The sequence below is a fragment of the Flavobacterium johnsoniae genome (genome assembly GCF_030388325.1).
Lineage (GTDB): Bacteria > Bacteroidota > Bacteroidia > Flavobacteriales > Flavobacteriaceae > Flavobacterium > Flavobacterium johnsoniae_C.
In genome coordinates, this window is the sequence record NZ_CP103794.1 from 854,319 (window position 1) to 880,410 (window position 26,092).

General features: G+C 33.7%; 22 protein-coding genes. 8 read left to right on the plus strand and 14 right to left on the minus strand.

Annotated elements, in window-relative coordinates; genetic code table 11:
- Nucleotides 1-66: 66 nt before the first annotated feature.
- The 5 genes from NYQ10_RS03845 to NYQ10_RS03865 form a co-directional block, all read right to left on the minus strand.
- On the minus strand, nt 67-1,638 hold the full coding sequence (locus NYQ10_RS03845) for a G-D-S-L family lipolytic protein (protein WP_289878969.1): 1,572 nt from the start codon (nt 1,636-1,638) through the stop codon (nt 67-69).
- A 49-nt stretch (nt 1,639-1,687) separates the two neighbouring features.
- A complete protein-coding gene (locus NYQ10_RS03850) occupies nt 1,688-4,459 on the minus strand; it encodes a TonB-dependent receptor (protein WP_289878970.1) in 2,772 nt (923 codons plus the stop codon).
- A gap of 307 nt (nt 4,460-4,766) precedes the next feature.
- Complete coding sequence (glmS, locus tag NYQ10_RS03855) at nt 4,767-6,617, minus strand: glutamine--fructose-6-phosphate transaminase (isomerizing) (protein ID WP_289878971.1); 1,851 nt, start codon at nt 6,615-6,617, stop codon at nt 4,767-4,769.
- A 9-nt stretch (nt 6,618-6,626) separates the two neighbouring features.
- Nucleotides 6,627-8,237, minus strand: a complete 1,611-nt coding sequence (locus tag NYQ10_RS03860) for a DUF4270 domain-containing protein (RefSeq protein WP_289878972.1) — start codon at nt 8,235-8,237, stop codon at nt 6,627-6,629.
- A 22-nt stretch (nt 8,238-8,259) separates the two neighbouring features.
- Nucleotides 8,260-9,066, minus strand: coding sequence for a glycogen/starch synthase (locus tag NYQ10_RS03865; RefSeq protein ID WP_134138658.1), 807 nt, complete (start codon nt 9,064-9,066; stop codon nt 8,260-8,262).
- Between the two features lie 77 nt (nt 9,067-9,143).
- Here NYQ10_RS03865 and panC point away from each other — a divergent pair, with 77 nt between their 5' ends.
- The 5 genes from panC to NYQ10_RS03890 all read left to right on the plus strand — a co-directional run bounded on the left by panC (nt 9,144) and on the right by NYQ10_RS03890 (nt 15,321).
- Entirely contained in the window at nt 9,144-10,022 is an 879-nt protein-coding gene (gene panC, locus NYQ10_RS03870; RefSeq protein WP_289878973.1) for a pantoate--beta-alanine ligase, read from the plus strand.
- 14 nt (nt 10,023-10,036) lie between these two features.
- A complete protein-coding gene (gene panD, locus NYQ10_RS03875) occupies nt 10,037-10,387 on the plus strand; it encodes an aspartate 1-decarboxylase (protein WP_008465481.1) in 351 nt (116 codons plus the stop codon).
- A 203-nt stretch (nt 10,388-10,590) separates the two neighbouring features.
- The gene (locus NYQ10_RS03880; protein WP_289878974.1) at nt 10,591-11,742 is read left to right on the plus strand and encodes an alpha/beta hydrolase; all 1,152 of its coding nucleotides are present in this window, start codon (nt 10,591-10,593) and stop codon (nt 11,740-11,742) included.
- A gap of 3 nt (nt 11,743-11,745) precedes the next feature.
- Nucleotides 11,746-13,107: a DNA repair protein RadA gene (gene radA, locus NYQ10_RS03885; RefSeq protein ID WP_289878975.1), complete on the plus strand. Its 1,362-nt coding sequence runs from the start codon at nt 11,746-11,748 to the stop codon at nt 13,105-13,107.
- 249 nt (nt 13,108-13,356) lie between these two features.
- A complete protein-coding gene (locus NYQ10_RS03890; RefSeq protein WP_289878976.1) occupies nt 13,357-15,321 on the plus strand; it encodes a transglycosylase domain-containing protein in 1,965 nt (654 codons plus the stop codon).
- Nucleotides 15,322-15,484: 163 nt separating this feature from the next.
- Here the strand turns inward: NYQ10_RS03890 and NYQ10_RS03895 are convergent, their stop codons facing one another.
- The 5 genes from NYQ10_RS03895 to NYQ10_RS03910 form a co-directional block, all read right to left on the minus strand.
- Nucleotides 15,485-16,522, minus strand: a complete 1,038-nt coding sequence (locus NYQ10_RS03895) for an aldo/keto reductase (protein ID WP_289878977.1) — start codon at nt 16,520-16,522, stop codon at nt 15,485-15,487.
- 171 nt (nt 16,523-16,693) lie between these two features.
- Nucleotides 16,694-16,906: a type II toxin-antitoxin system RelE/ParE family toxin gene (locus NYQ10_RS22520; protein ID WP_354669351.1), complete on the minus strand. Its 213-nt coding sequence runs from the start codon at nt 16,904-16,906 to the stop codon at nt 16,694-16,696.
- A gap of 71 nt (nt 16,907-16,977) precedes the next feature.
- Nucleotides 16,978-17,229 carry a hypothetical protein gene (locus NYQ10_RS03900; protein WP_289878978.1) on the minus strand — a complete coding sequence of 84 codons (252 nt, stop codon included), beginning with the start codon at nt 17,227-17,229 and terminating at the stop codon, nt 16,978-16,980.
- A gap of 127 nt (nt 17,230-17,356) precedes the next feature.
- Complete coding sequence (locus tag NYQ10_RS03905) at nt 17,357-18,301, minus strand: OmpA family protein (protein WP_276171720.1); 945 nt, start codon at nt 18,299-18,301, stop codon at nt 17,357-17,359.
- Between the two features lie 103 nt (nt 18,302-18,404).
- Nucleotides 18,405-19,166, minus strand: a complete 762-nt coding sequence (locus tag NYQ10_RS03910; RefSeq protein ID WP_289878979.1) for an exodeoxyribonuclease III — start codon at nt 19,164-19,166, stop codon at nt 18,405-18,407.
- A 118-nt stretch (nt 19,167-19,284) separates the two neighbouring features.
- Between NYQ10_RS03910 and NYQ10_RS03915 the strand changes: the two genes are divergently transcribed.
- A complete protein-coding gene (locus NYQ10_RS03915; protein WP_289878980.1) occupies nt 19,285-21,087 on the plus strand; it encodes a lysophospholipid acyltransferase family protein in 1,803 nt (600 codons plus the stop codon).
- Between the two features lie 247 nt (nt 21,088-21,334).
- On the opposite strand, the gene NYQ10_RS03920 is transcribed toward NYQ10_RS03915, so the two are convergent.
- From NYQ10_RS03920 to NYQ10_RS03930, 3 genes are all read right to left on the minus strand, one after another.
- The gene (locus NYQ10_RS03920) at nt 21,335-21,706 is read right to left on the minus strand and encodes a DUF805 domain-containing protein (protein WP_289878981.1); all 372 of its coding nucleotides are present in this window, start codon (nt 21,704-21,706) and stop codon (nt 21,335-21,337) included.
- Nucleotides 21,707-21,903: 197 nt separating this feature from the next.
- Nucleotides 21,904-22,176 (minus strand): TM2 domain-containing protein, encoded by a 273-nt coding sequence (locus NYQ10_RS03925; RefSeq protein WP_289878982.1) that lies wholly within the window; start codon nt 22,174-22,176, stop codon nt 21,904-21,906.
- A gap of 156 nt (nt 22,177-22,332) precedes the next feature.
- Complete coding sequence (locus tag NYQ10_RS03930; protein WP_289878983.1) at nt 22,333-23,283, minus strand: 2-hydroxyacid dehydrogenase; 951 nt, start codon at nt 23,281-23,283, stop codon at nt 22,333-22,335.
- Nucleotides 23,284-23,435: 152 nt separating this feature from the next.
- Here NYQ10_RS03930 and nhaA point away from each other — a divergent pair, with 152 nt between their 5' ends.
- Nucleotides 23,436-24,593, plus strand: coding sequence for a Na+/H+ antiporter NhaA (gene nhaA, locus NYQ10_RS03935; RefSeq protein WP_289878984.1), 1,158 nt, complete (start codon nt 23,436-23,438; stop codon nt 24,591-24,593).
- Nucleotides 24,590-25,084, plus strand: a complete 495-nt coding sequence (locus NYQ10_RS03940) for a hypothetical protein (RefSeq protein WP_289878985.1) — start codon at nt 24,590-24,592, stop codon at nt 25,082-25,084. Before nhaA ends, NYQ10_RS03940 begins: the two co-directional genes overlap by 4 nt.
- Before the next feature lie 207 nt (nt 25,085-25,291).
- Here the strand turns inward: NYQ10_RS03940 and proC are convergent, their stop codons facing one another.
- Complete coding sequence (proC, locus tag NYQ10_RS03945) at nt 25,292-26,068, minus strand: pyrroline-5-carboxylate reductase (RefSeq protein ID WP_276171711.1); 777 nt, start codon at nt 26,066-26,068, stop codon at nt 25,292-25,294.
- Nucleotides 26,069-26,092 lie beyond the last annotated feature (24 nt).

The window sequence follows — 26,092 nt, forward strand, 5'->3', positions numbered from 1 at the left end:
TTAGTTAAAAGAAAAAGCCGCTCCATTCTAAAAATGAGCGGCTTTCTTTATACTATTTTCAAAACATTATGGAAGTGTCTGCGGATATTGAATTGGATAAAGAGCCAAATCAACATGTCGTAAGGTTGAGCTATACTTCGCATTTATGGCATCAATAAAAATATTAGCAATTAAGCCATATCCTCTTGCACTTGGATGAACTCCATCTAAAGAAAATGCTCCTCCAGTTGCAAAAGAAGAACTCATTGTGAAATTACCAAATCGGATTCCTCCACTTGCTAATTGTGTCAAAGTTGCTTTAGTATCAACAAAAGCCAATCCTTTTTCTGTAGCTACAGCCTGAATTGTTGCATTATAAGCATCTGTCGCTTTTTTAATTTCTGCAATTTCAGTAGGAATCAACACGTGTTTATCTTGTAAAGGATAAGAAATTCCAAAAGCATTTAATGGTGCTGGCGGCGCAATTCCAATTCCAGAATTTGCTGCTGTTGGAGCTGCACCGATATCTGCTCTAGCTGTTAGCACCACCAAATCAGTTGCTTTACTTTGTCTTGCCTGTCCGAAAACAGCACCGTAGAAAGCTGCGGTTTGCGCACCTAAAGTAGGTGTAAATGCAGCAGTTAATTGAGCAGATAAATTAGTTAAGCTTTCATCTTTTATTAACAACGGACTTGCACCAGTTTCAGAAAGCAAATTAATTCTATCTCCTGCATTAAATGCTGTTAATGCCTGTTTTAACGGACCATATAATTGTGCATTAAGCGCTTTTATTGTAGCGACACCAACCGCTTCATTATTTTTTCCGATTACTTTAGCACTAAGCGGATTATATGGAACAGTCGTAAAATGAGGCAAAGCTGTAATGTACGGCAAATTTGCCACAACACCTTTTGCTCCTTTAGCCGTTAAAGCTGTAATCAAATTAGCGTAAACACTTGCAAAAACGGTCGGATCTGTAATATCATTTCCCCCATAAGTTGCTGGGTTTGCATTTCCTGTTTGATCTTTTCCTGTTCCTCCAGAAGTTGCGTACGCCAAAACATCATTTCCTCCTATAAATAAAGAGAAAAAAGTTGGATTCTGAACAACCGCATCAGCAATAACAGTTGCAGAAGGCGTACTTGCAAATCTTGCAAAGTAAGGATTAGCTGCTCCAGTTGTCACACCTGCTACATTTCCGTAATTAGCAGCCAACAAATGATAACTTTTTGCTCCAGGAACTCCTAAATTATTAAATGTTCCTGAAAGATGTGCCGTAACTTCGGTACTAGGTTTTCCCGTAACATTCGTTGGTGTCTGAGTTTGCCCAACAAAATATAGACGCGTGCCGGCAATTACATTTCCACCTAAAAGCAATCCGCCAATATTATCATTCATAAGCGGTTGTGTAAAAGCTCCGCCGCCAGCAGCAGCAAATTGCTGAGACAATATATTTGGATACGAGTTCTCTTGTCCTTTTTTAAATAAAGCATTATCACTATAACCTGCCGCAAAGGAATCTCCAAGAGCAATGTATTTTGTAAAATCTGCCGTACCAGGAACTACTGGAACTTCTGCTGGAGTATCATTATCATCACTATTACATGAGGCCATAATAGCTAAAGAAGCCAAAAACAACCATTTTATATTTTTTTTCATCTTAATTACTTTTAAATTATTATCACTTTCACCTATCAATCAATTATCATTACGGATTAATTGTCCAAGAAGCAAACCACATTTGACCAATCATACCTGCTCCAATAACCTGAAGATAATCTGATCCGAAAAGGTTTGTAGCCCCAACTTTAATAACAGATTTCCATTTTGGAAGTGCATAATTTATCTGAGCATCAAGAACAGTATTTTCCGGAATCATTCCGTCTCCAAATGAAGACTCCCATAAATATTCTGAATTCCATCTTACGTTTACATTAAAACCTAAGTTTTTAATCACTTTAGCATTTCCTAAAGATGCTTTAATTCTATGTTTTGGAGTATTGAAACCAGCCACAAAATCAGGATCATCTGCTTGATTGAAATCAAATTGTGAATAGTTATAATTAACACCTACTTCAAAATCTTTATATACTTTTTTAGACAAACCAGCTCCAAAACCAAAAGAAGAAATTCGGGCAGTTGTATTCGTATAAACTTGATACACTCTTCTATCTCCAAAAGCAAGAGCTTGATAAGATTCTGGCGTACCAACGGTTCCATAATAAGGAGAGATAACTCTCGCTGTATTCATGAAGTCATTATAAATATTATAATAAGCATTTAAATCTACAGACAAATCATTTTGAACTACTGTACGATATCCCGCTTCAAAAGCTTGAACCTGCTCTGGTTTTACCAATCCGATATTAGCTACCTGAAGATCAGCTGGATTTGATGAAGCTGCAAAAGCCTGAACTGAAGCTACAGTATAAGCATTACGATAAGCATCTTGCCCTGACATATTAATTGTTGCCGGTTGCCCTAGAGCTTGTCCAGCCGCACTAACATTTACTGTTTCTTGAAAACGATCTAAATTCTCAGGCGCCGATCCGATTAACGCAAAAGGCCCTAAATCTAAACCAATATATTGATCCTGAGTAGTTGGATTACGGAAACCTGTTTGATAAGACAATCTGAAATTATGATTTTTAGAAGCTCCTGCTGAGTAAACAAATGAAACTCTTGGAGAAACGTTTCCATCAAAATTCTGACTCTTATCATAACGCAAAGACCCTGTAAACTTCAATCTGTCGTCTAAGAACTTTTTCTGAAGCTGCGCATAAGCACCATATTCTTTGTATTCAATTGGACCATCATAATCTGTAAAAATTGTTCCTTCAGAATCCATTACGTATTTTCTCCAAGAACCTCCAACTTGAACTTCTGCCCATTTTATAATATCTCTAAAATTATAGTTCACATCTGAATGATATAATTTAGAATGATCAATAAATTTAGCACCTTGAGTCAAATCAGGATTTGCAGTAACACTTTTTAATGCTTGATTAAACTGTGGACTTCCTGGCTCAAATCTTGGAGAACCTGTTGGCTGGGGAATAAATGATATTTGAGCAGGCAACACATTGTAATCTGCAAAGTTTCTAGCAATCGCTGCAGATTCGTTAGCATTTGTTCCCATAACCGCACCTGCATATTGATAAGCTGTTGCGTAATTTGTAAACCATTCTACATCTGATTTCGCCGCTCTGTTTACGTTCCATGCAGCAAATCTCATGTCATAAGAGTTTCCTGCATCTTCACTTGTAAAATAAACTCTTCCGAAAAAGTTTTTCCCTTTTACCTCAAATTTACCTTGCTGCATTAAGAAATCTTTCAAAGCGTATCTATTTGCTCCTTGATAAATAGTACTTCCTGTTCCAATTTTATATTGCAAAATAAATTCTGTATCGTTTGCCCAAGGTTTAATATGCGCGCTGAAATCCGCTTTCATACTCTGAACCTTATTATCTGTCAAATCTTGTTCACGATAACCTGTTCTACTAACCTGCCCTACATTCGGAATAAAAGTAGTAACCTCGTCACCGTAAATATTTAATCCGTCATAATTTTGATTCACTGCATGACTATCTCCTCCAGCCGTCATACTTCTTCTGTCATTTGCAATCCATTCGCTAGCTTCCATGTAAGTGAAATTCGCTTTCATTGCAAAATGTTTAGTAAAAGCTTTTGCAGCTCTAATCCCAAAATCATTATAATCATTTGTACCCGCAGCATTTTGGCTCGTTTGTCCGTATTTGTAGTAAACACTAATTCCTTCATTTGTAAATGGACTTTTACTAGTCATAAACATGATTCCGTTGAAAGCATTTGCCCCATAAAGAGCAGAAGAAGCTCCTGGAAGCAACTCTACGCTAGCAACATCAATATCTGAAACACCAATAAGATTTCCTAAAACGAAGTTCAATGCCGGAGATGAATTATCCATACCATCTACCAATTGCATAAATCGCGTATTGGCTACAGTAGCAAAACCTCTAGTATTTACTGATTTGAAAGAGATACTACTTGTATTAAAATTTACCTCTTTCAAATTTTCTAAACCATCATAAAAAGTAGCCGCTGTAGTATTTTTAATTTCCTGAAGTCCCATACGCTCAATAGTTACTGGCGATTCGATAACTCTTTCTGGTGTTCTTGAGGCAGAAACTACAATTTCATCTAATTTAGTTTCTTCATCTTTTAAAATTACATTCAACTTTTGATTTGCGGCAGTAACATTAATTGTTTTCGATTCAAAACCAATAGCGGAAACCTTTACAGAAAAAGGCAATTTTGTATTGGTAGTCAGCTTAAAAGATCCGTCGAAATCTGTAGACGCACCGGTATTTTCGCCAACAACAACAACATTAGCACCTGGAATAGATTGTTTGTTACCATCTGTAACCGAACCAGTTATTGTATTCTGCGCAAAAGATACTCCGCTGAAGAACAACAACATAATTAGCAAGTAGACTCTCATTTGGGTTTAGTTTTTTCGTTAGTATATAGCCAAAATACATAAATATTTTAATATGCATAAAAAAACGTTAAATAAAATTCATATTTATCATCATTTTTTACAATATTTTAACTATTTCTTAATTCAATTTATTAAACTAAAATCAAAGAAAACAAGAAGAAAAACCAATATACTATGCATACATATAAATTTTCACTAAAAAATTGAAAATTTCACAAAAATACATATCCCGAAAAAAATTTTTGACAATAAAAAAAAGCGAGACCTAAATCTCGCTTTTTTAACATATTTGTATTTTAAATAAAATCTATTCTACCGTAACCGACTTCGCTAAATTACGAGGCTGGTCAACATTACAACCTCTCATAACTGCAATGTAGTAAGAAAGCAATTGCAACGGAATTGTTGTAACCAATGGAGATAATGCATCAGAAGTTTCAGGAATTTCGATTACATAATCTGCCAACTCGCGAACTTGAATATCTCCTTTTGTAACTACAGCAATAATTTTACCGCTTCTTGATTTAATTTCCTGAATATTACTTACAATTTTATCGTAATGCCCTTGTTTAGGAGCAATAACAATAACAGGCATATGCTCATCAATTAAAGCAATTGGACCGTGTTTCATTTCAGCCGCAGGATAACCTTCTGCGTGAATGTATGAGATTTCTTTTAATTTCAACGCTCCTTCTAAAGCAACTGGGAAATTATATCCTCTACCTAAATAAAGACAGTTTGCTGAATCTTTAAAAGCCGCAGCAATTTCTTTTGCTTTATCATTAGTTTCTAATGCTTCTGCTACTTTTTCTGGGATGATTTCCAATTCTTGAAGATAAGTATGGAAGTCAGTATTTGATAATGTTCCTTTTGCTTTCCCTAATTTTAACGCAATCATCGTTAAAACTGTGATTTGTGTAGTAAATGCTTTAGTAGAAGCTACTCCAATTTCTGGCCCAGCGTGTGTATACGCACCTGCGTGGCTTTCTCTTGAAATAGAAGAACCAACCACATTACAAACACCAAATACAAATGCTCCGTTTTCTTTAGCCAATTTAATAGCCGCCATAGTATCTGCAGTTTCTCCAGATTGAGAAATAGCAATTACAACGTCATCTTTATTGATGATTGGGTTTCTGTATCTAAATTCAGAAGCATATTCTACTTCAACTGGAATACGTGTAAACTCTTCAAAAATATATTCTGCAACTAAACCTGCGTGCCAAGAAGTACCGCAAGCTACAATTAGAATACGTTTTGCGTTTAAGAATTTCTCTAAATTATCTTCAACACCAGCCATTTGAACAATTCCTTCATTTGCATGAAGTCTTCCTCTGTATGTATCTTTGATAACACTTGGCTGTTCGTAGATTTCTTTTAGCATGAAATGGTCGTAACCACCTTTTTCAATCTGCTCCAAATTCATTTGAAGTTCTTGAATATAAGGATCTACTAAAGAGTCGTCTTTAATTTTTCTAATTTTGATTGCTTTATGCAGTCTGATATTCGCCATTTCGCCATCTTCTAAATACACTGCATTAGAAGTATATTCAATAAATGGTGATGCATCAGAAGCAACGAAGTATTCTCCTTCACCAACTCCAATTGCTAATGGACTACCTAATCTTGCCGCAACAAGTTCATTTGGATTTTTTTTATCAAAAACAGCAATTGCATATGCACCAACAACTTGATTTAATGCAATTTGAACAGCTTTTCCTAATTTAATATTTTCGTTCTTTTGAACCTCTTCTATTAAATTAACTAAAACTTCTGTATCTGTATCTGATTTAAAAGTATAACCTCTTTTTACAAGTTCCTCTTTTAGCGGAGCGTAATTTTCTATAATTCCGTTATGAATAATTACTAAATCTCCAGAATTTGAAACATGAGGATGTGAATTGACATCATTAGGAACACCATGCGTTGCCCAACGAGTATGCCCAATTCCAATTTTTCCATTTACAGTAAAACCTTCATTAGCTTTAGCTTCAAGATCTGAAACTTTACCTTTTGTTTTACAAACTTTTACGCCAGACTCTTCGTCATATAACATAACGCCGGCACTATCATATCCTCTGTACTCAAGACGCTTTAGCCCCTTGATTACGATAGGATAAGCGTCTCTATGACCAATGTATCCAACAATTCCACACATATATATTTATTAATTTGGTTTCGTGTAGTAGACTTCAAGTTTCAATTTTTTATCGCCTGCAGAAGATTTTCCGCCGTATAAAATTGTACCCAAAGTACTCATAATAGATCCTCTCGGTAATTGAGAAAAATATTTTACCGGATTATCTTGAATCTGAACCTTATCTTTCAGCACATTTGACGTAACTGCAGCGGCTCCATTAGACTGTGAAACAACAAGTCCTAAATTAACATTTGTAGCCGTAGCATCTTTAATAAGATTACGAATATGACTTGTAATTCTAAACTTATAAGTTGTTCCTCTTTTATCTGTCCCTTTACTAATCACACCTCCATAAGCAGCACCAACTTCTGTTGAATAATCTGCTAAAATTGTATTATTGTCTAAATCGTACAAATACAATCTTAATGGCTCATCTGCACCAGCCATTTTTTCAGCATCAATATAAAAGACAAGATTTGCTTCATTCACTTTCCAATTGGTTTTTCTAATTGTTTCCAATTGTGCTTCAAATCCAGTAAGGCGAATTACCGCCATCGAACCTTGACCTCCTTTTAGATAAAGTCTTTCGTCTCCTTCTGTTTTATTTACTGTAGTCAAAGCTGTTTGATAATCTGACTTCCAAACATTTTGCAGAAAATTAGCCGTACTAGCAGGACTGGAAGTACTACCCGTAGTAAGATTTAAAATAATCTGTTTTTTTTCCGTTAAATTAGGATCGTCTGTTGTAGAAGCTGTTTTTGCTCTATAATTAATTGTGATTTTCCCCTCGGCAAAATTTAAAAGTGCCATACTACTAGCATTTCCTCCTGATTTTGCCACATTAAAGTACAATCCTCTAAAATATTCTTGAAAAACATCATCAGAAGCTAATTTTGAAGCAGGTGCATTTAAAATTTTCTGTTGAAAAAAATCTTTATTAAGATGCAAAACCATCTGAGGTGCAGTTCTTTTTACAGTCTCTTTTTTTGGATCAGTAGCATCAACAGTCTTTGTTACAATTTCTTTAGCATCAAAAAAGAATTCTGTATTTTCTACTGGACTCGCAATACTATCATTTAAAAAATTACCCAGCTTTTTAGTCTCGAATTCAGAATTTTGATCGGTGTAATAAAATTGTGTTAATTGAGAACCTCCATTAAAATAACTATTTCTCATCTGAATACCAGATTCGTAAAGCTTTAAATCAAGTTTTCCGTCTTTACCTTTTCCATCTGTACCACCGTAAATAGAATCTAATACATAAGTACTAGCTCCCTCTGCATCGGTTGTTTTACTTCTAACAAAATAAGGAATTGTAAGAACTGCGTTTTCAATAACTGGCGATTCACCAATTGTTGGCGCATAAGATGACATTACTACCTGTGTAACAAAATTTGCTGTTGTAGTTCCAAAAATTGGGTTATCATAAATACCCAAAGCATTTGTAGGCAAAAAATTTGACTGAACCGGCGTTACTTCCTGATTAAAAGCCAAAACCTCGTATGTTTCTGGCTCAAGTCCAAAATGATCTTCTCCAATTAAACCATCACCAATTGCATTAAAATCTTTATCGCAAGAATATAAAAAAACTACAGTTAAAGCTAAAAGAAATCTCTTAATAAAAGAAGTATTAATCATTGTTTTATAATAAGTTAAAATTTTAAAGTCCAAATGTTCTATAGAAATTTGTATAAGCGTCAGCAAATGCATCTTTCGTGGCGAAAGGTAAAAAAGGTTTTCCTGAAGATTCTATAAATTTTGTTAAACTTGGAGAAACATTTTCAGATGCAATGATTACTCCATCAGAATGTAAAATGCTAGCTTTTAAAACATTCTCGTAATTTGGAACTTCTAAATCTGAAACAGCTTCATGAGGAACACCGTCAAATTTAACTTTATTAATCATTTCTAAATCTAAATTTTCATCAAAAGACTGTCCGTAAACAGAAGTGATAATTTTAGTTTCAGAAAACAATGCTTCATGTTTATAATAATGTTTCATATAAATTGGAAGCATAGCTGCCAACCATCCATGAACATGAATAATATCTGGAACCCAGTTTAATTTTTTTACTGTTTCTACGACACCTTTAGCAAAGAAAATTGCTCTTTCATCATTATCAGGATACAAAACACCTTCTTCATCTGCAAAAGTTGCTTTGCGTTTAAAGTATTCATCATTATCAATAAAGTAAACCTGAATTCTTTCTTTCGGAATCGATGCAACTTTAATAATCAATGGCATATCTAAGTCGTTCACTACCAAATTCATTCCAGAAAGTCTAATCACTTCATGCAATTGATGTCTTCTTTCATTGATATTCCCATATCTTGGCATGAAAATTCTTATCTGACCGCCTTGATCATTAATCATTTTCGGAACGTCGTAAGACATTAAAGAAACCTCATTTTCAGCCAAATAAGGCACGACTTCAGATGATACATACAATATCCTCTTATCTTTCATAATAGTATTTTACTTAATTTTGGTAATAAAAACGTCGCAAAATTACAAAATTTTATGCAGTTTATAACTAATATATTATGTTTGCACTAAATTTTAATAATACCTCAATGCATATTTTCTACAGTAAAGCAGCGTTGATAGCCTATCTTAAAACTATCAAAACCGCAAATTCAACTATCGGATTTGTACCTACAATGGGCGCTTTACACCAAGGACATTTGGCTTTAATGCAACGTTCGATCAAAGAAAACGACGATACGGTTGTAAGTATTTTTGTCAATCCAACCCAATTTAATAATCCCGAAGATTTAGCAAAATACCCAAGAACTCTTGAGGAAGATGTTAAGAAAATGCGTACATTAAGTGATAAAATCATTTTATATGCACCTTCTGTTGAAGATATTTATGAAGGAAATACAATTTCTCAGGATTTTGATTTTGACGGATTAGAAAATCAAATGGAAGGAAAATTTAGGCCAGGACATTTTAACGGAGTTGGAACAATTGTAAAAAGGTTATTTGAAATTGTAACGCCTACAAATGCCTATTTTGGAGAAAAAGATTTTCAGCAGCTTCAAATTGTTAAAAAACTGGTCGAAAAAACCGGTTTACCAGTAAATATTGTTGGCTGTCCGATTTTTAGAGAAGAAAATCAGCTGGCAATGAGTTCGCGAAACGAACGATTAACTCCAGAAGAAAGAAAAGAAGCATCTATTATATATAAAACCTTAACAGAAGCTAAAGAGATTTTTCAAAAAAGTTCTCCGCAAGAAACAATCGAATTTGTAGAAAATTCTTTCAAAGACAACAAAGAATTCAAACTCGAATATTTTGTTATTGCTGACGAATCGACACTTTTACCTATCAATCAGAAAGAGAACGACAAAAACTATCGTGCATTTATAGCAGTATTTGTTAATTCTATAAGACTGATAGACACCATTTCATTAAATTAATCTAACTTTGCAGCATGCAAATTCAAGTTATAAAATCAAAAATTCATCGCGTTAAGGTAACGGGTGCCGATTTAAATTATATTGGCAGCATTACTATTGATGAAACTCTACTAGAAGCTTCAAATATTATTGAAGGCGAAAAAGTATCTATTGTTAACATTAATAATGGCGAGCGTTTTGAAACTTACGCTATTAAAGGTGAAAAAAATTCGGGAGAAATTACTTTGAATGGTCCTGCAGCGAGAAAAGTACAGAAAGATGATATTATCATTATCATTTCTTACGCTACTTTGGATTTTGAAGAAGCTAAAACTTTCAAACCATGGATTATTTTCCCGAATGAAAATGACAATTCTTTAACCTAAGATTTTCCTTTTCTTATCGAATTCCCTTATTTTGTCAAAAGTCAATTTTGAACAGAAAAAATCTTCTTTTGCCTAATTTGAAAAGATTTTAGGCCGCAAAACTTTGCTTCAATTTTAAAAACCAACTTCATAAAGAAGCAAATAAAATAGTATATTGCTACACTATTTTCAATACTTTTTAATTCACTGAAATGCCACAAATCATGAAAAAAGTTTACCTACTAATTCTTTTAATTTCATTTTCGTCGTTCTCACAAAAAACGTTCGACAACATTAAATCAGAAAAACTGGGAGAAGAACGCAGAATTACCATCGGACTTCCCGCTTCTTATGAAGCCAATAAAGACAAAAAATATCCTGTTCTTTATTTATTAGATGGAGATTATTTATTTGATCCGTTTTCTGGAGCTGTAAGTTATGGTAATTATTGGGATGATATTCCGGAAATGATTATTATCGGAATTCATCAAAACAAAGATGGAGAACGTTTTGACGACACAACAATCGATCAAAACACTGGACTTCCTTTTGAAAAAGGAGCAAAATTTTTCGAATTTATCGGAGCAGAATTAATTCCGTACATCGAAAAAAAATACAGAACTTCTCCGTTTAGAATTATTGCAGGACATGATTTAACAGCAGGTTTTGCTAATTTTTATTTGTATAAAGAAACTTCAATTTTTAATGCCTATATCTGTTTAAGTCCAGAATTAGCAAACAAAATGGAAGTTCGTATTCCTGAAAAGTTTGCCAAAATAAAAGAGCCGATTTTCTTTTACTTATCAGCTGCCGACGGAGATATCAAAAAAATAAAAGAACCGATAGATAAATTAAACAGCAATATTAAAATCGCGAATAATCCGTTAGTAAATTATAAATACGAAGTTTTTAAAGGAACGACACATTATACAGAAGTCCTGCATTCTATTCCGAGCGCGCTTTATCAGATTTTTGAAGTTTACAGACCAATAAATTCTGCAGAATATAATGATAAAATTGCCGTTCTTCAATCTGGATATGCAGAATATTTGGAGAATAAATACAATGCAATGTCACAAGTTTTAGGAGTTCAAATTCCTGTTAGAATAAGTGATTTTAAAGTAATTGAAAATATTATTTTAAGAAATAACGCTTATAGCGAATTAAGCAAAATGGCCGAAATCGGAAATGTAAATTATCCTAAAGCCATGTTGGGAGAATATGAATTAGGTTTAATGTACGAAAAGCAAGGCGATCCGAAACATGCTTCAAAAAAATATCAAAACGCTTCGCAAATGGAACCGATTGGCGATTTGAATAAAGATATGATGTATGAGAAAATTGATGAAATGAATACGCTTGCGAAAAAAAAGTAAATAATGTCAAAAGTTAAAACTTCCTTTTTTTGTCAGAATTGCGGAACCCAATATGCCAAATGGCAAGGGCAATGCAATGCCTGCAAAGAATGGAATACGATTGCCGAAGAAATCATTCAAAAACAGGACAAAGTAGCCTGGAAAACTGAATCTGCTCCAACTGGAAAAGCGCCAAGACCTTTAAAAATTAACGAAATTGATTCTGCACAGGAAGTCCGAATGGACACAACCGACAGCGAATTGAATCGTGTTTTAGGCGGCGGGCTTGTTCCTGGATCTTTAACGCTTTTGGGCGGTGAACCAGGCATCGGAAAAAGTACGCTTTTGCTGCAAGTTTCTTTAAAACTACCTTATAAAACTTTATATGTTTCTGGAGAAGAAAGTCAGAAACAAATTAAAATGCGCGCGGAAAGAATTACGCCAAACAGCGAAAACTGTTATATTCTAACCGAAACCAAAACGCAGAATATCTTCAAACAAATTGAAACCATTCAGCCTGAAGTTGTAATAATCGACTCGATTCAGACTTTGCATACCGATTATATTGAATCGACCGCAGGAAGTATTTCTCAAATTCGAGAAACCACTGCCGAATTAATCAAATTTGCTAAAGAAAGTAATATTCCTGTTATTTTAATCGGGCATATTACGAAAGATGGAAATATCGCGGGACCAAAAATCTTGGAACACATGGTTGATACGGTTCTTCAGTTTGAAGGCGATAGAAATCACGTGTACAGAATTTTACGTTCCTTAAAAAACCGTTTCGGATCTACTGCTGAATTGGGAATTTACGAAATGCTCGGAAGTGGTTTACGTGAAGTAAATAATCCTTCAGAAATTCTAATTTCACATAAAGACGAAGAACTTTCAGGAACTGCAATTGCAACAACTCTCGAAGGCATGCGCCCATTGATGATTGAAATTCAATCTTTGGTAAGCACAGCGGTTTACGGAACGCCTCAAAGAAGCACAACAGGTTACAATGCAAAAAGATTAAACATGATTTTAGCTGTTTTAGAAAAAAGGGCTGGTTTCCGCTTAGGCGCAAAAGACGTTTTCTTGAATGTTACTGGCGGAATTTCTGTTGATGATCCAGCAATTGATTTAGCGGTTGTTGCTGCAATTTTATCATCAAATGAAGATATTCCGGTTGGAAAAGGATTTTGTTTTGCTGGTGAAGTCGGACTTTCTGGCGAAATTCGTCCTGTTAATCGTGTAGACCAACGTATTCAAGAAGCCGAAAAATTAGGATTTGATACTATATTTGTTTCTAAATACAACAAAATTGCTTTAAAAAACACTGGAATTAAAATTGAACTTGTAGCAAAAATTGAAGATGTTGCCAGCATTCTTTTTGGTTGATGTTATTTAGCCACGAATTATAATTAATTTTAACCACGTCAGTTTAATTATTTTCAACACATAGAAACATAGTTTAACTTTGTGTTTAAAGGCGTTTCACTAGCATTAATAAACATAGTTCATTATGTGTTAGAAACTAGTTTCTTTTTGCATCCTTTTTCGATACAAAAAATCTATGTTTCTATGTGTTAAAATGTATTCGTAGAAAAAAACTTTACAGACAGTTTCTCTTTTTAAGAAATTAACTTTATGAATTTTCCTAAACAAAAAATATACAAAGCACTAAAAATACTAGGAATAGTACTGGTTTTAATTTTAGTTGCACTTTATTATTTTCGTGATTCGCTTTTAAAACAGGCAATTGCAAAAGTAACTCACAAAATGGCTGTTGAATACAACAGTAATTTCTCTGTAGAATCGGCTTCTTTTGACGGTTTATCTACCATACATTTAACCGATGTCGTTTTGGCGCCAATAAATGCTGATACACTTGTCAAGATAAAAAACGTTGAAACCAGCATTAGTTTAAGCAATTTATTGATTGGAGATGTTCAAATTGGAACTCTAAAAGTTGACAATGGCTACATTCAGTTAGTTAAAAAAGGAAAAAAGCGAAATTTTGATGCTTTCTTAAAGAAAGACAGAGAAGAATCCAGTTCTAACGAAAAACGTAAATACGCTTCGTTTGCTTACCGAATCATTTCGAAAGTATTGAATTTAGTTCCAACCGATATGGATTTGAAAAACTTCAAATTCAAAATCGATGACAACGGGAAACTAACTTCTATCGACGTAAACAAATTGGTTTTAAACAATAAACAGCTAGAAACCAATCTTCATGTTCAGGCAAAAGATTTTGATCAGCGTTGGAATATCAAAGGTTTTGCAGATCCGAGAAATCAAAAAGCAGATATTCGATTTTTTAATTTAGATACTGGTGCTATTCGCGTTCCTTATCTGGATCAGCGTTACAACTTAAAAGCAAGCTTTGATTCTATTCGTTTAAATGTTCAAAACATTGATAAAAGCGGCAGTGAATTGCATATTGACGGTTTTACTTCGATTGCTAATCTTAAAATCAATCATCCAAAAATTGCAAGTAAAGATGTTGTTATAAAAAATGCCCGTTTTGATTATCGCTTTTTACTTGGAGATAATTTTATTTCGATTGACAGCACTTCTACAATGCAACTGAACAAAATTAAAGTTCGTCCTTATATTTCTTACGATACTGAAAAAGATACGGTTTATACTTTGAAAGTTGATATTCCGAAAATGAAAGCCCAAGATTTCATTGTTTCGCTACCCGACGGACTATTTACGCATTTTCAAGGCATGCAGGCGACTGGAAATTTCGATTACAAACTGGATTTCAAATTCAACAAAAACAAACCCAATACGCTTGTTTTTGATAGCAAATTAAACAAAGAAGACTTAAAAATCACCAAATATGGTGAAGCCGATTTAAATAAACTAAACGGCGAATTTGTTTATCGCGCAATTATTCAAAACGTTTTGCAAAGACCTGTTTTGGTTGGAAATGCAAATCCGAATTATACGCCTTTAGATCAGATTTCTCCATATTTAAGAAAATGTGTTTTAACGACAGAAGATCCATCATTCTTCTCACATCGCGGATTTATAAATGAAGCTTTCAAACAATCGATTCTGAAAAACATTCGAACCAAAAAATTCTCTCGCGGCGCAAGTACAATTAGCATGCAGTTGATTAAGAATGTCTTTTTAACTCGTGAAAAAACGCTTTCGCGAAAGCTGGAAGAAATTCTATTGGTTTACATCTTAGAAAACAACCGAATTGTAAGCAAAGAAAGAATGCTGGAAGTTTATTTCAACATTATAGAATGGGGACCAAACGTTTACGGAATTGGAGAAGCGAGTCATTTTTACTTCCAGAAAAATCCAGCCGATTTAAATGTTGATGAATGTTTGTATTTGGCAACGATTATTCCGAAGCCTAGAAAATTCATGTATCAGTTTAATGATCAAGGAAATTTGAAAGATTACGCTCTTAAAAATCAAAAATTCTTGAAGAATTTAATGTTTAGAAGAGGACTTTTAATTCCTGAAGATACAACTGGCATATTACCCGTTTACATTTCTGGAAATGCGCGATCTCTAATAAAAATCAAAGTTCCGGATTCAACGGCTATCAAAGCAGATTCTTTGGCTGTTGATGATGAGTTTGATTTGTAATTAAGAGAAGTTTAACCGCAAGGTTCGCTAAGATTTACGCAAAGCACGCTAAGATTTTTTTACCTTTTAAAAGGAAAATCTTAGCGTGCTTCTCTATTATTTTGTTGATCAAAACATTGCGAACTTTGCGTAAATCTTTGCGCTCTTCGCGGTTAAATATAATTTAAGGAGCAGGATCAGGAATTATAGCCTGAACCGCATCAATTTCTGCTAAGATTTGTTTAGAAAGAACAACATCAATTGTATCTATGTTTTCTTTTAATTGTTCTAAAGTCGTTGCGCCAATAATTGCACTTGTCAAAAATGGTTGCTGCAATACAAATCCCATTGCCAGTTCAGTTAACGTTAAACCATGTTTTTTAGCGATTTCTAGATACAATTTTGTCGCTTCTGTACATTGATCGCTATTGTAACGTTTGTATTGCGGAAAAAGATTAACTCTCGCTTTTGGATGAGGCTCTCCCGTCAAGAATTTTCCAGTTAAAACTCCGAATGCTAAAGGCGAATATCCTAGCAAACCAACATTTTCATATTTTGAAACTTCAGCAGAATTTACTTCAAACAAACGGTTCAATAAAGAATACGGATTCTGAACAGTTTTGATTCTTGGAAGATTTTGATATTTGCTTTCTTCCAAAAGACGCATCATTCCCCATGCATTTTCATTAGAAACCCCAATGTGTTTGATTTTCCCTTCTTTAATTAATCCGTCGAAAGTTTCTAATATTTCTCTGAAATTATCTTCCCAAACGTCATCATGTCCGTGAAAAGCACGCTGTCCAAAATTATTGGTTTTTCTTTCTGGCCAATGCATTTGATACAAGTCGATATAATCGGTTTGAAGTCTTTTTAAACTGTTTTCAACTGCATATTTGATACTTGCAGGAGAAAAATCTAGTTTCTCGCGCATGTATCCAAAATTCGGATTCGGTCCAGCAATTTTAGAAGCCAAAATAACTTTATCTCTATTTCCAGATTTCTTAAACCAAGTTCCGATAATTTTTTCTGTGCTTCCGTAAGTTGCTTCACTTGCTGGAACTGAGTACATTTCTGCAGTATCAAAGAAATTTACGCCTCTTTCAAGAGCATAATCCATTTGTTCGTGTCCTTCTGCTTCTGAATTTTGCTGCCCGAAAGTCATTGTACCAAGGCATATTTTACTAACTTTTATATCGGTATTGGGTAATGTTGTGTATTTCATTTTTTCTTTAAAGGTTCAAAGTTGCAAAGGCTCAAAGGTACAAAGTGATTTTTCAAATCGGAAAGTGAGAAAGGTTAAAAAAAGTACAAGGTTTTGAAAATCTTGCAAGAACAAAAAAGGCTCAAAGTAAAAACTTTGAGCCTTTGCATCTTAGGACCTTTGTTCCTAAATTTATTTCAAACTTTTTAATGGATTTTGAAATGTATTAAAAATTCTAACAATCAAAATAGAACTTTCTCTAATTTGATATAAAACTTTATAATTTCCAACAATAATTCTTCGACAATCGAGTCTATATTCATCCAGTTGAAATTGCTCAGGAAAAACAATTACATCTGTACAATCGAATAATTCTTTTCTAATCTTTAAGGGTTTCTTTAGAATAAAGTTGTTTTAAATACAAATAAATATCTTTCAAATCCAGTTTAGCGCTCTCACTCCAAAAAACTTCCAATTTACTCATTGTCCCAACCTTCCATTTCTTTTTGTAAATCTTCTTTTGAAGTTATTCGATTGTATTTAATATCATCTAGTCCTTCTTCAACTTTATTATGATATTCTATTAATGTCAATGGATTTCCCTTTGCATCATACGAAACAACTTCATTCAAATAATTATCAAAAACCGATGCCACAATTCGCAATACTCTTTCATCTGCCAAATCAAGCTGATTTCTTATTTTATCTTTTAATTCCGGAAGTCCCATAATTCTTTATTTATAAAAATCAAAGTTACAAAATTTTAAATTCCAATATAAAAATCCCAAATTCCAAAAATTAAAAAAGGCTCAAAGTAAAAACCTTTGAGCCTTTGCACCTCAGAACCTTTGTCCCTTAGTTTATGCTATTCAACATCTCCGCAATCTCATCTAACCTTGGTGTCAAGATGATTTCGATTCTACGATTTTTAGCTTTTCCTTCTGGCGTTGCATTGCTTGCTAAAGGAGAAAACTCGCTTCTTCCAGCTGCTGTAAGTTTTTGTTTGTTGATTTTTGGGTTTTCACTTAAAATAGCTACGATTGCCGTTGCTCTTTTAGTTGACAAATCCCAATTGTTTGCAATTGGCCCAGAACCAGCATACGGATCGTCATCTGTGTGACCTTCAATAAGAACCGAAAGATCAGGATTATCTCCTAAAACTTTCCCAAGTTCTACGACTGCTCTTTTTCCTTCAGTTCCAACAGCCCAGCTTCCTGAGTTGAAAAGCAATTTGTTTTCCATAGAAACATATACTTTTCCGTTTTTGTGCTCAACCGTTAAACCTTTACCTTCAAAACCAGTTAAAGCTTTAGATAAAGTTTCTTTCAGTTTACGCATTGCTTCTTCTTTAGCGGCAATCATATCTTCCAATTCTTTCAAACGATTTGCTGTTTTATCTAAACGAGCTTGTTCGTCTGCAAGAGCTTTACCTTTTGCTTCTAACTGTGCCAATAATTCACGGTTTTTAGCCATATTTTTTTCTAATGCATCGTTGCTGTTTTTCTCCAATGCATTATATGAATCTTGCAATACTTTAAATTTTTTCTGCTCGGCAGCAAGATCAGCTTTTTGCTTTGCTAAATCATCTTTTGTACTTGCAAGATCTTTTGTTAATTTATCGCGATCAAGTTCTAACTGATTTTTTGCTTTCTTCAAATTATCGTTTTCATCTGTAATAGAACGATTTTCTTTTTTCAAATCAGAGTATTTTGTTTCTAAGTCATTATAAATTTTCTTAGAAACACATGACGTTGCGGAAAAAGCTAATACTAGCAATCCGATGGAGGCTTTTTTAATCATCTTCTTTAATTGGTTTATTTCTGGGCGTTTAATAATTTTTAAATATTAAAATTCCATATAAATTTTAAAACTTAAATTCTTTCAGCAAGAACAATACCAAAAATTAGTCAATTTCGACTAAAACCGGACAATGATCCGAATGCATAGCATCTGGTAGTATAACAGCTCTTTTTAATCTGTTTTCTAATGAGTCGCTCACTAAATTATAATCGATACGCCAACCTTTGTTATTTCCTCTTGCTCCTGCGCGGTAACTCCACCACGAATAATTATGCGGTTCTTTATTAAAATGACGGAAACTATCAATAAATCCTGATTTCATAAAAGCATCCAACCAAGCGCGTTCTGCAGGAAGAAATCCAGAAACGGTTTTATTGCGCACAGGATCATGAATATCAATCGCTTCGTGACAAATATTATAATCACCGCAAATAATAAGATTCGGAATCGTGACTTTTAATTCGTCTATATATTTCTGGAAGTCATCCATAAACATAAATTTATGATCTAATCTTTCAATATTTGTTCCAGACGGAAGATATAAACTCATAACAGAAACATCATCAAAATCGGCGCGAAGATTTCTTCCTTCAAAATCCATATGATGAATTCCTGTTCCAAAAACGATATTATTGGGTTTTGTTTTCGAAAGAATCGCTACTCCACTGTATCCTTTTTTAGTCGCAGGATAGTAATACTGAAACGGATAACCCGCTACTGTTATATCATCAACTGGAATTTGATCTTGAGTTGCTTTTATTTCCTGAAGACATATTACATCAGGACTTGCTTGTTTCAGCCATTCGATAAAACCTTTGTTTATTGCGGCTCTAATTCCGTTTACATTATAAGAAATAATTTTCATCAGTGATTTTTTTAGGATTTCAAATGTAATAAAAAAGTGCAAAGTTTATCTTGGAAACAATGAAAAGTAGACTTTTTTGTTATCTTTGTTCGCTGTTCTAATAAATTAAAAGTACTACATGGGTTTAGTTACCGCGAAAGAAGTTGCAAAGGCAATAAATGTTGAAAAGTACGGAGTTTTCGGTACGTTTTCTGGCTGGATTCTTATGAAGGTTCTTAAGATCTCAACCCTTAATAAAATTTACGATCGTAATAAACATTTGGAAGACCTTGCGTTTTTGAACGGAATTTTGGACGAGATGGAAATCAAATTCGAAATCCCTGAAGAGGACTTGAAACGTTTGCCGAAAGATGGCGCCTATATTACTATTTCTAATCATCCGCTTGGTGGAATTGATGGAATTTTATTATTGAAATTGATGCTCGAAAGAGAGCCAAATTTCAAAATCATTGCGAACTTCTTGTTACACAGAATTGTTCCAATGAAAAAATACATTATGCCGGTTAATCCTTTTGAAAATCATAAAGATGCAAAATCTAGCGTAATCGGAATTAAAGAAACTTTACGCCATTTAAGCGACGGAAAACCTTTGGGAATTTTTCCTGCGGGAGAAGTTTCTACTTATAAAGACGGAAAATTAGTAGTAGACAAACCTTGGGAAGAAGGCGCAATTAAATTGATTAGAAAAGCCAAAGTTCCGGTTGTTCCGATTTATTTTCATGCCAAAAACAGTAAATTATTCTATTGGCTTTCTAAAATTGATGACACTTTAAGAACCGCAAAACTTCCTTCTGAACTTTTAACGCAGAAAGATCGTGTGATTAAAGTTCGTATCGGAAAACCAATTTCTGTATCTGAGCAAAATGAGATCGAATCTTTTGAAGAATACTCTGAATTCTTGAGAAAGAAAACTTATATGCTTGCCAATCCGTTTGAGAAAGACACCAAACTTATTGATACAGCAAGCCTTAAGATAACAAAAGCGCCTAAAAAAATAGTTACGCCTGCAAGCGAGTCAAAATTGATTGATGAAGTTCAGGCTTTGAGAGACAGTGATTCTAGATTTTTACAAAGTAAAAACTACGAGGTTTTCTTTGCAAGCGCGAAGCAGATTCCGAACATTTTACATGAAATTGGTCGTCTTCGCGAAATTACTTTCCGTGAAGTTGGCGAAGGAACAAATGAATCTATCGACTTAGACGAATACGATCAATACTATCACCATATGTTTTTATGGGATGATGAAACCAAAAAAATCGCTGGAGCTTACCGTATGGGATTAGGTTCTGAAATCTATCCAAAATACGGAATTGAAGGTTTTTATCTAACTGATCTTTTTAGATTTGAGCCCGAACTTCATGATATGATGCATAAATCTATCGAAATGGGTCGTGCTTTTATCGTGAAAGAATATCAGCAAAAACCAATGCCTTTGTTCTTATTATGGAAAGGTATTATTCATACTACTTTGCGTCATCCTGAACACAAATATTTGGTTGGAGGTGTAAGTATCAGTAATCAGTTTTCAGATTTCTCTAAATCTTTGATGATTGAGTTTATGAAATCGAATTATTACGATCCGTATATTGCGCAATATATTCACCCGAAAAAAGCGTACAAAGTAAAACTGAAAGACGCAGATAAAGACTTCATTTTCGACGAAGCAGAATCTGACTTGAATAAGTTTGATAAAATCATTGACGAATTAGAACCAGGAAATTTACGTTTACCAGTTTTAATTAAAAAATACATCAAACAAAACGCAAGAGTTGTAGCTTTCAACGTTGATCCATTATTCAACAATGCGATTGATGGTTTAATGTACATTAGAATTGCAGATATTCCAGAAAGTACAATGAAACCTGTTATTGAAGAATTTCAGATTGAATTGGAACGTAAATTATCTGAGAAAGAAGATTAAGTTTTTACTTTGATATAAAAACAGAAAATCCCATTTGCTTAAAAATATAAGTAAATGGGATTTTTGTTTGAAAGATATTAGACATCTATGCTAGAGCGAGCGTCCCGCTCGTGAAGACAATTTATATTTAACTTTTCGTTAATCTTAAACTTTTCGATGTTTGCGCTAAAGGTGAGATAATTATAAAACAAAAAAACTCCTACATTCTATTAAAGCAGGAGTTTTTAATTAATTTTTTTATTTAAAACTAGTTTAGATCTTTTCCAATCTCACTCATTTCTTCAAATTCATTTTTTGGATCTGCTCCGTATTGGTTAGAACCTTTTTCTCCTTCAGTAGCTAACAATACAATATTATAAATTGGAATAAGTAAGAACCACCATTCTTTACCAATATCATGAAGCCTTCTAACTCCAACAGCAATTGAAGGAACTAAAACCGCCAAGCTATAGATGCTTCCAATAATTGCTAAACTTGGCGAAATTAATCCCAAAACATTATTTAGAACAACACTAATAATAACATTCACCAAGAAAAACATCCAATATTCTTTTCTTCTTGCTCTACCTTTAAAATTTGCATAGTTATTTAAAACTACTTTTTTGTACATTTCTAACATAATAAAATCTTTTAAATTCCCTACTCTTACGGCTTTTCAGTTACTCCATCTCTTCTTTTTAACAGAATGCAAGATTACTTACTTTGAAAACCGTCTGTAGCTACTAAAAGTTTTTATTATATCAGAAAAAGACATTTTTAAGCATAAAAAAACCCACTCATTTCTGAATGGGATTTTTTTATATTACACTGTTTGATTTAGAACCAGCCTTTATAACCAACTTGATAAGTCTGATAAAACTCTTCGTCAGTTTTTAAGAGATACAGAATGCCTTCAATAATTCCTATTACGCCGCCAATTCCGCAAAATCCTAAAACTAGCTGAATTAAACCTTCTTTGGTATATCCCAGATAGAATTTATGAATTCCCAAAGAACCTAAGACAATCGCTAAAATTCCTGCTATTACTTTTTTATTTTCTTGCTGGTCATATCGAGGATTATTCCAGTCTTCTCTTCTTGTATTCTCCATTTTTATTCCCTTTATCGTTAATAATATAGTTTTACAAATCAGAACTTAAAACACTTATAATATTTTAATTGCCTAAACAATATTATTAAAAATTAACAAATAAAGCTAATTTAACGCTATAGATTCGTAAGAAAATAATCAAAAAATAATTGCAGATTATTCGATCTTGTAAATTGCTTTTATTTTATCGACAATGACTTGCGCCAATCTTTCATGGCTTTCAAAAGTCCACCCAGCAATGTGTGGCGTTAGCAAAACATTTTTAGATTCTAGTAAATATTGAAATGCTTCTGGCGTATTTTTGTCTTGAAAAAGGGTTTCAAAAGAAAGTTTCTCATACTCCAAAACATCCAAACCTGCACCAAGCACTTTTTTCTCTTTCATAGCTTCAACCAAATCTGCTGTAACTATGTTTTTACCTCGCGAAGTATTGATGATCCAAAACGGTTTTTTAAACGCATTTATAAAGCTTTTGTTAACCATTTTATCCGTTTCTGGTGTCCAAGGAAGGTGAAGACTTAAAACATCTGTTTTTTCGCGTAATTCTTCTAACGAAACTTGTTTGGCGTTTTCGTCTCCAACATTATCCAAAATATCATAGCAAAGAACTTCTGTATCAAAACCTCTCAGTTTTTTAGCAAAAGCTTTTCCCATATTTCCATAACCGATAATTCCGACTGTTTTTAAATCTAATTCATGGCCGCGATTGCTTTCTCGATTCCATTGACCTGATTTTACTTCAGCATCAGCTTGGTTTAGATTATTAAACAAAGACAAAATTACGCCAAGCGAATGTTCTGCAACAGCGTTGCGATTACCTTCTGGAGCAGCAATTAGATGAATTCCTTTCGAAGAAGCACACTCACAATCAATACTTTCCAAACCTGCGCCAACTCTCGCAATAAATTGCAACTTTGTTGCTTTATCTAAAAAAGTCTTATCGATCTTGAAACGGCTGCGAATTACGATTCCGTTATAATCTTGAATTTTTCCCTCAATTTCTTCTTTAGAAGATTTAAAATCGGCGTGATTTTCGAAACCAGCTTCTTCCAATTGATTCCATAAAATAGGATTATTGCTGTCGATATGAAGAATTTTTATGCTCATTATTTTTCAATTTTTTACAAACACAAAAATACGTTTAATTTAATCTCGCAAAGTCGCAAAGAGGCAAAGTTTTTATTGGTCGGATTTTTTTTTAACTTTGAAAGTATTCGGATTAAATAAATCCATTCTCTAAATCTTCAGAATTTTTTCAAATGAAATTAACCAAGACCTTTAAAGCCTTTTTTGAAAACGAAAAATCGGGAGGAATTATCTTGCTTGCCGTAACACTTCTATCGCTTTTCCTTGCCAATTCTTCTTTTCAGGTTCCATATGTGGCATTTTGGGAAAAAGAAATTGCAGGGCACACAATAACAGATTGGATTAACGACGGATTAATGACGATTTTTTTCCTTCTAATCGGATTAGAATTGGAACGCGAAATTTATCACGGAGAATTATCTAATTTCAAAAATGCATCATTGCCTATAATGGCGGCTTTTGGCGGAATGCTGGTTCCTGCGGCAATCTTTTTGGTTTTAAATTATGGAACTACAACTCAAAACGGAGCGGGAATTCCGATGGCGACAGATATTGCTTTTGCAATCGGTATTTTATCACTTTTAGGAAATCGAGTTCCTGCTTCTCTAAAAGTATTTTTAACCGCTTTGGCAGTTATTGACGATTTAGGCGCTATTATTGTAATTGCCGTTTTTTATACAACTTCTATTTCGTTTCTTAATCTCGGAATTGCGCTTGGAATCTGGATTATTCTATTTGTTTTAAATCGAATGAAAATTCACAATCTCATTCCGTATCTGATTGGCGGCGTTATTATGTGGTATTTTATGCTTAATTCTGGCGTTCACGCCACAATAACTGGTGTAATTCTGGCTTTTGTTATTCCGTTTGGAGACGGCGGCGAAAAAACTTCATCATATAGATTACAGCACTTTTTACATCAGCCCGTTGCTTTTTTCATTTTACCGTTGTTTGCAATTGCAAATACAGCACTTACAATCGAATCTAATTGGCACGAAGGTTTAAATCATTCTAATACTTACGGAATTATCCTCGGACTTGTCGTTGGAAAACCGCTTGGAATACTCCTTTTCTCTTCTGTCGGTGTAACTTCTGGCTTATGCATTTTACCCAAAAACTTAAAATGGGCTCATATTTTAGGCGCAGGAATGTTGGGTGGAATCGGTTTTACAATGTCGATTTTCATAACCGTTTTAGCTTTCAAAAATCCAGAAATCATTGTTTTTTCGAAAATTGCTATTCTTATTGCTTCTTTCTTGGCCGGACTTTTTGGGTTTATTTTTCTTAAATATGTTTTGAACAAAAAGCACAACGATTTACTTGAAATATGAAAAAAACACTAATATTTCTATCTTTCTTTTATCTGATTTTAACCGCGTGTAATCAAAAAGCAGAAACAATTTCCGTCGCTGAAAATTCAAAAAATGAAATTATTACTTTGGAAAAAAATTCAAAAGATGAAATTGAAGGAACTTATAAAACTGAAGGCTGCGATCTGTCTGTAATTATTTCAAAAATTAAAGATGATTATCAATATACTTTTAAAACCAATCTCCGCACTTTAAAAGGAAAAGCGACATATTCTAAAAATAGTTCGGGTGAAAAGTATATTACTTTAGAAGGAATTCAATGGGATGAATATGAAGGAGATATTAGTAATGAAAATGATTCTATTCCTGAAAAAGAATTAGAAATCCCAATTGGAATTGATGCATTATACGTAAAAGATACTTTGACGATTCAGAATTATGGCAATTCAATGAATTCATATACAAAGATTTCGGAATGTGGATTGAAGTATATTCAGCTGATTAGAAAGTAATTTCACATATTATTTGTCATTCCGAGGGACGAGGAATCTTCGTTAGAAACTCGACAAAGATCGGCGATTGACTTTACGGAGCTACTCGCGAAGATTCCTCGTTCCTCGGAATGACAAACTTAATGTGCAAATTCAATTAAAATAAAAAATTCCAAACCTCAACAAAAATTGAAATTTGGAATTTATATATAATATTAAAAACTATTCTTAACCTTTGATTTGCTTCAAAGAAGTCTTAATTCCTTTAATTAAAGAAGAACTAAAACCATTGTGCTCCATTTCATTTAAACCGACAATTGTACAGCCTTGTGGCGTTGTTACACGATCAATTAATTGTTCTGGATGCACACGCTCTTCTAAAAGCATTTTAGCAGCTCCTTTTACAGTTTGAGCCGCAATTGCAAGTGCAGTATTAGAATCGAAACCAATTTCGATTCCTGCTTGCATAGACGCGCGAATATAACGCAACGCATACGCTGTTCCGCACGCTCCTAAAACAGTTGCTGCATCCATTAATTTTTCGTCGATTACAGGAGCTGTTCCTAAATCTTGGAATAAGTCAACAATTGGTGATGCGTTTTCTTTGTATTTTTCAGGGAAAGAAATACAAGTCGCCGATTCTCCAAACTGCGCCGCAATATTTGGCATAATGCGAACAACTGGATATTCAAAATTTGTTTTGGTTTGAAGCACCTCCAAAGACAATCCGCTTACAGCTGAAGCAATTGTTTTGTTTTGAATAACTGGCAGGATCTCAGCCAAAACCGTATCAACCTGATATGGTTTTATGGTTAAAATTACAACATCAGCTTCTTGAATATTGTGTTTATTATCGTTAGAAACAGTGATTCCATATTCCGTTAAATATTGAATACTTCCTGTATTTCTTCTTGTGACAGTAACTTGGTTGTTTTTCGAGAATTTAGCAATTCCCAAGGCAATAGAAACCCCAAGGTTTCCTCCTCCAATAATGTGTACTTTCATTTTGGTTTGGCTTTAATTTATTTC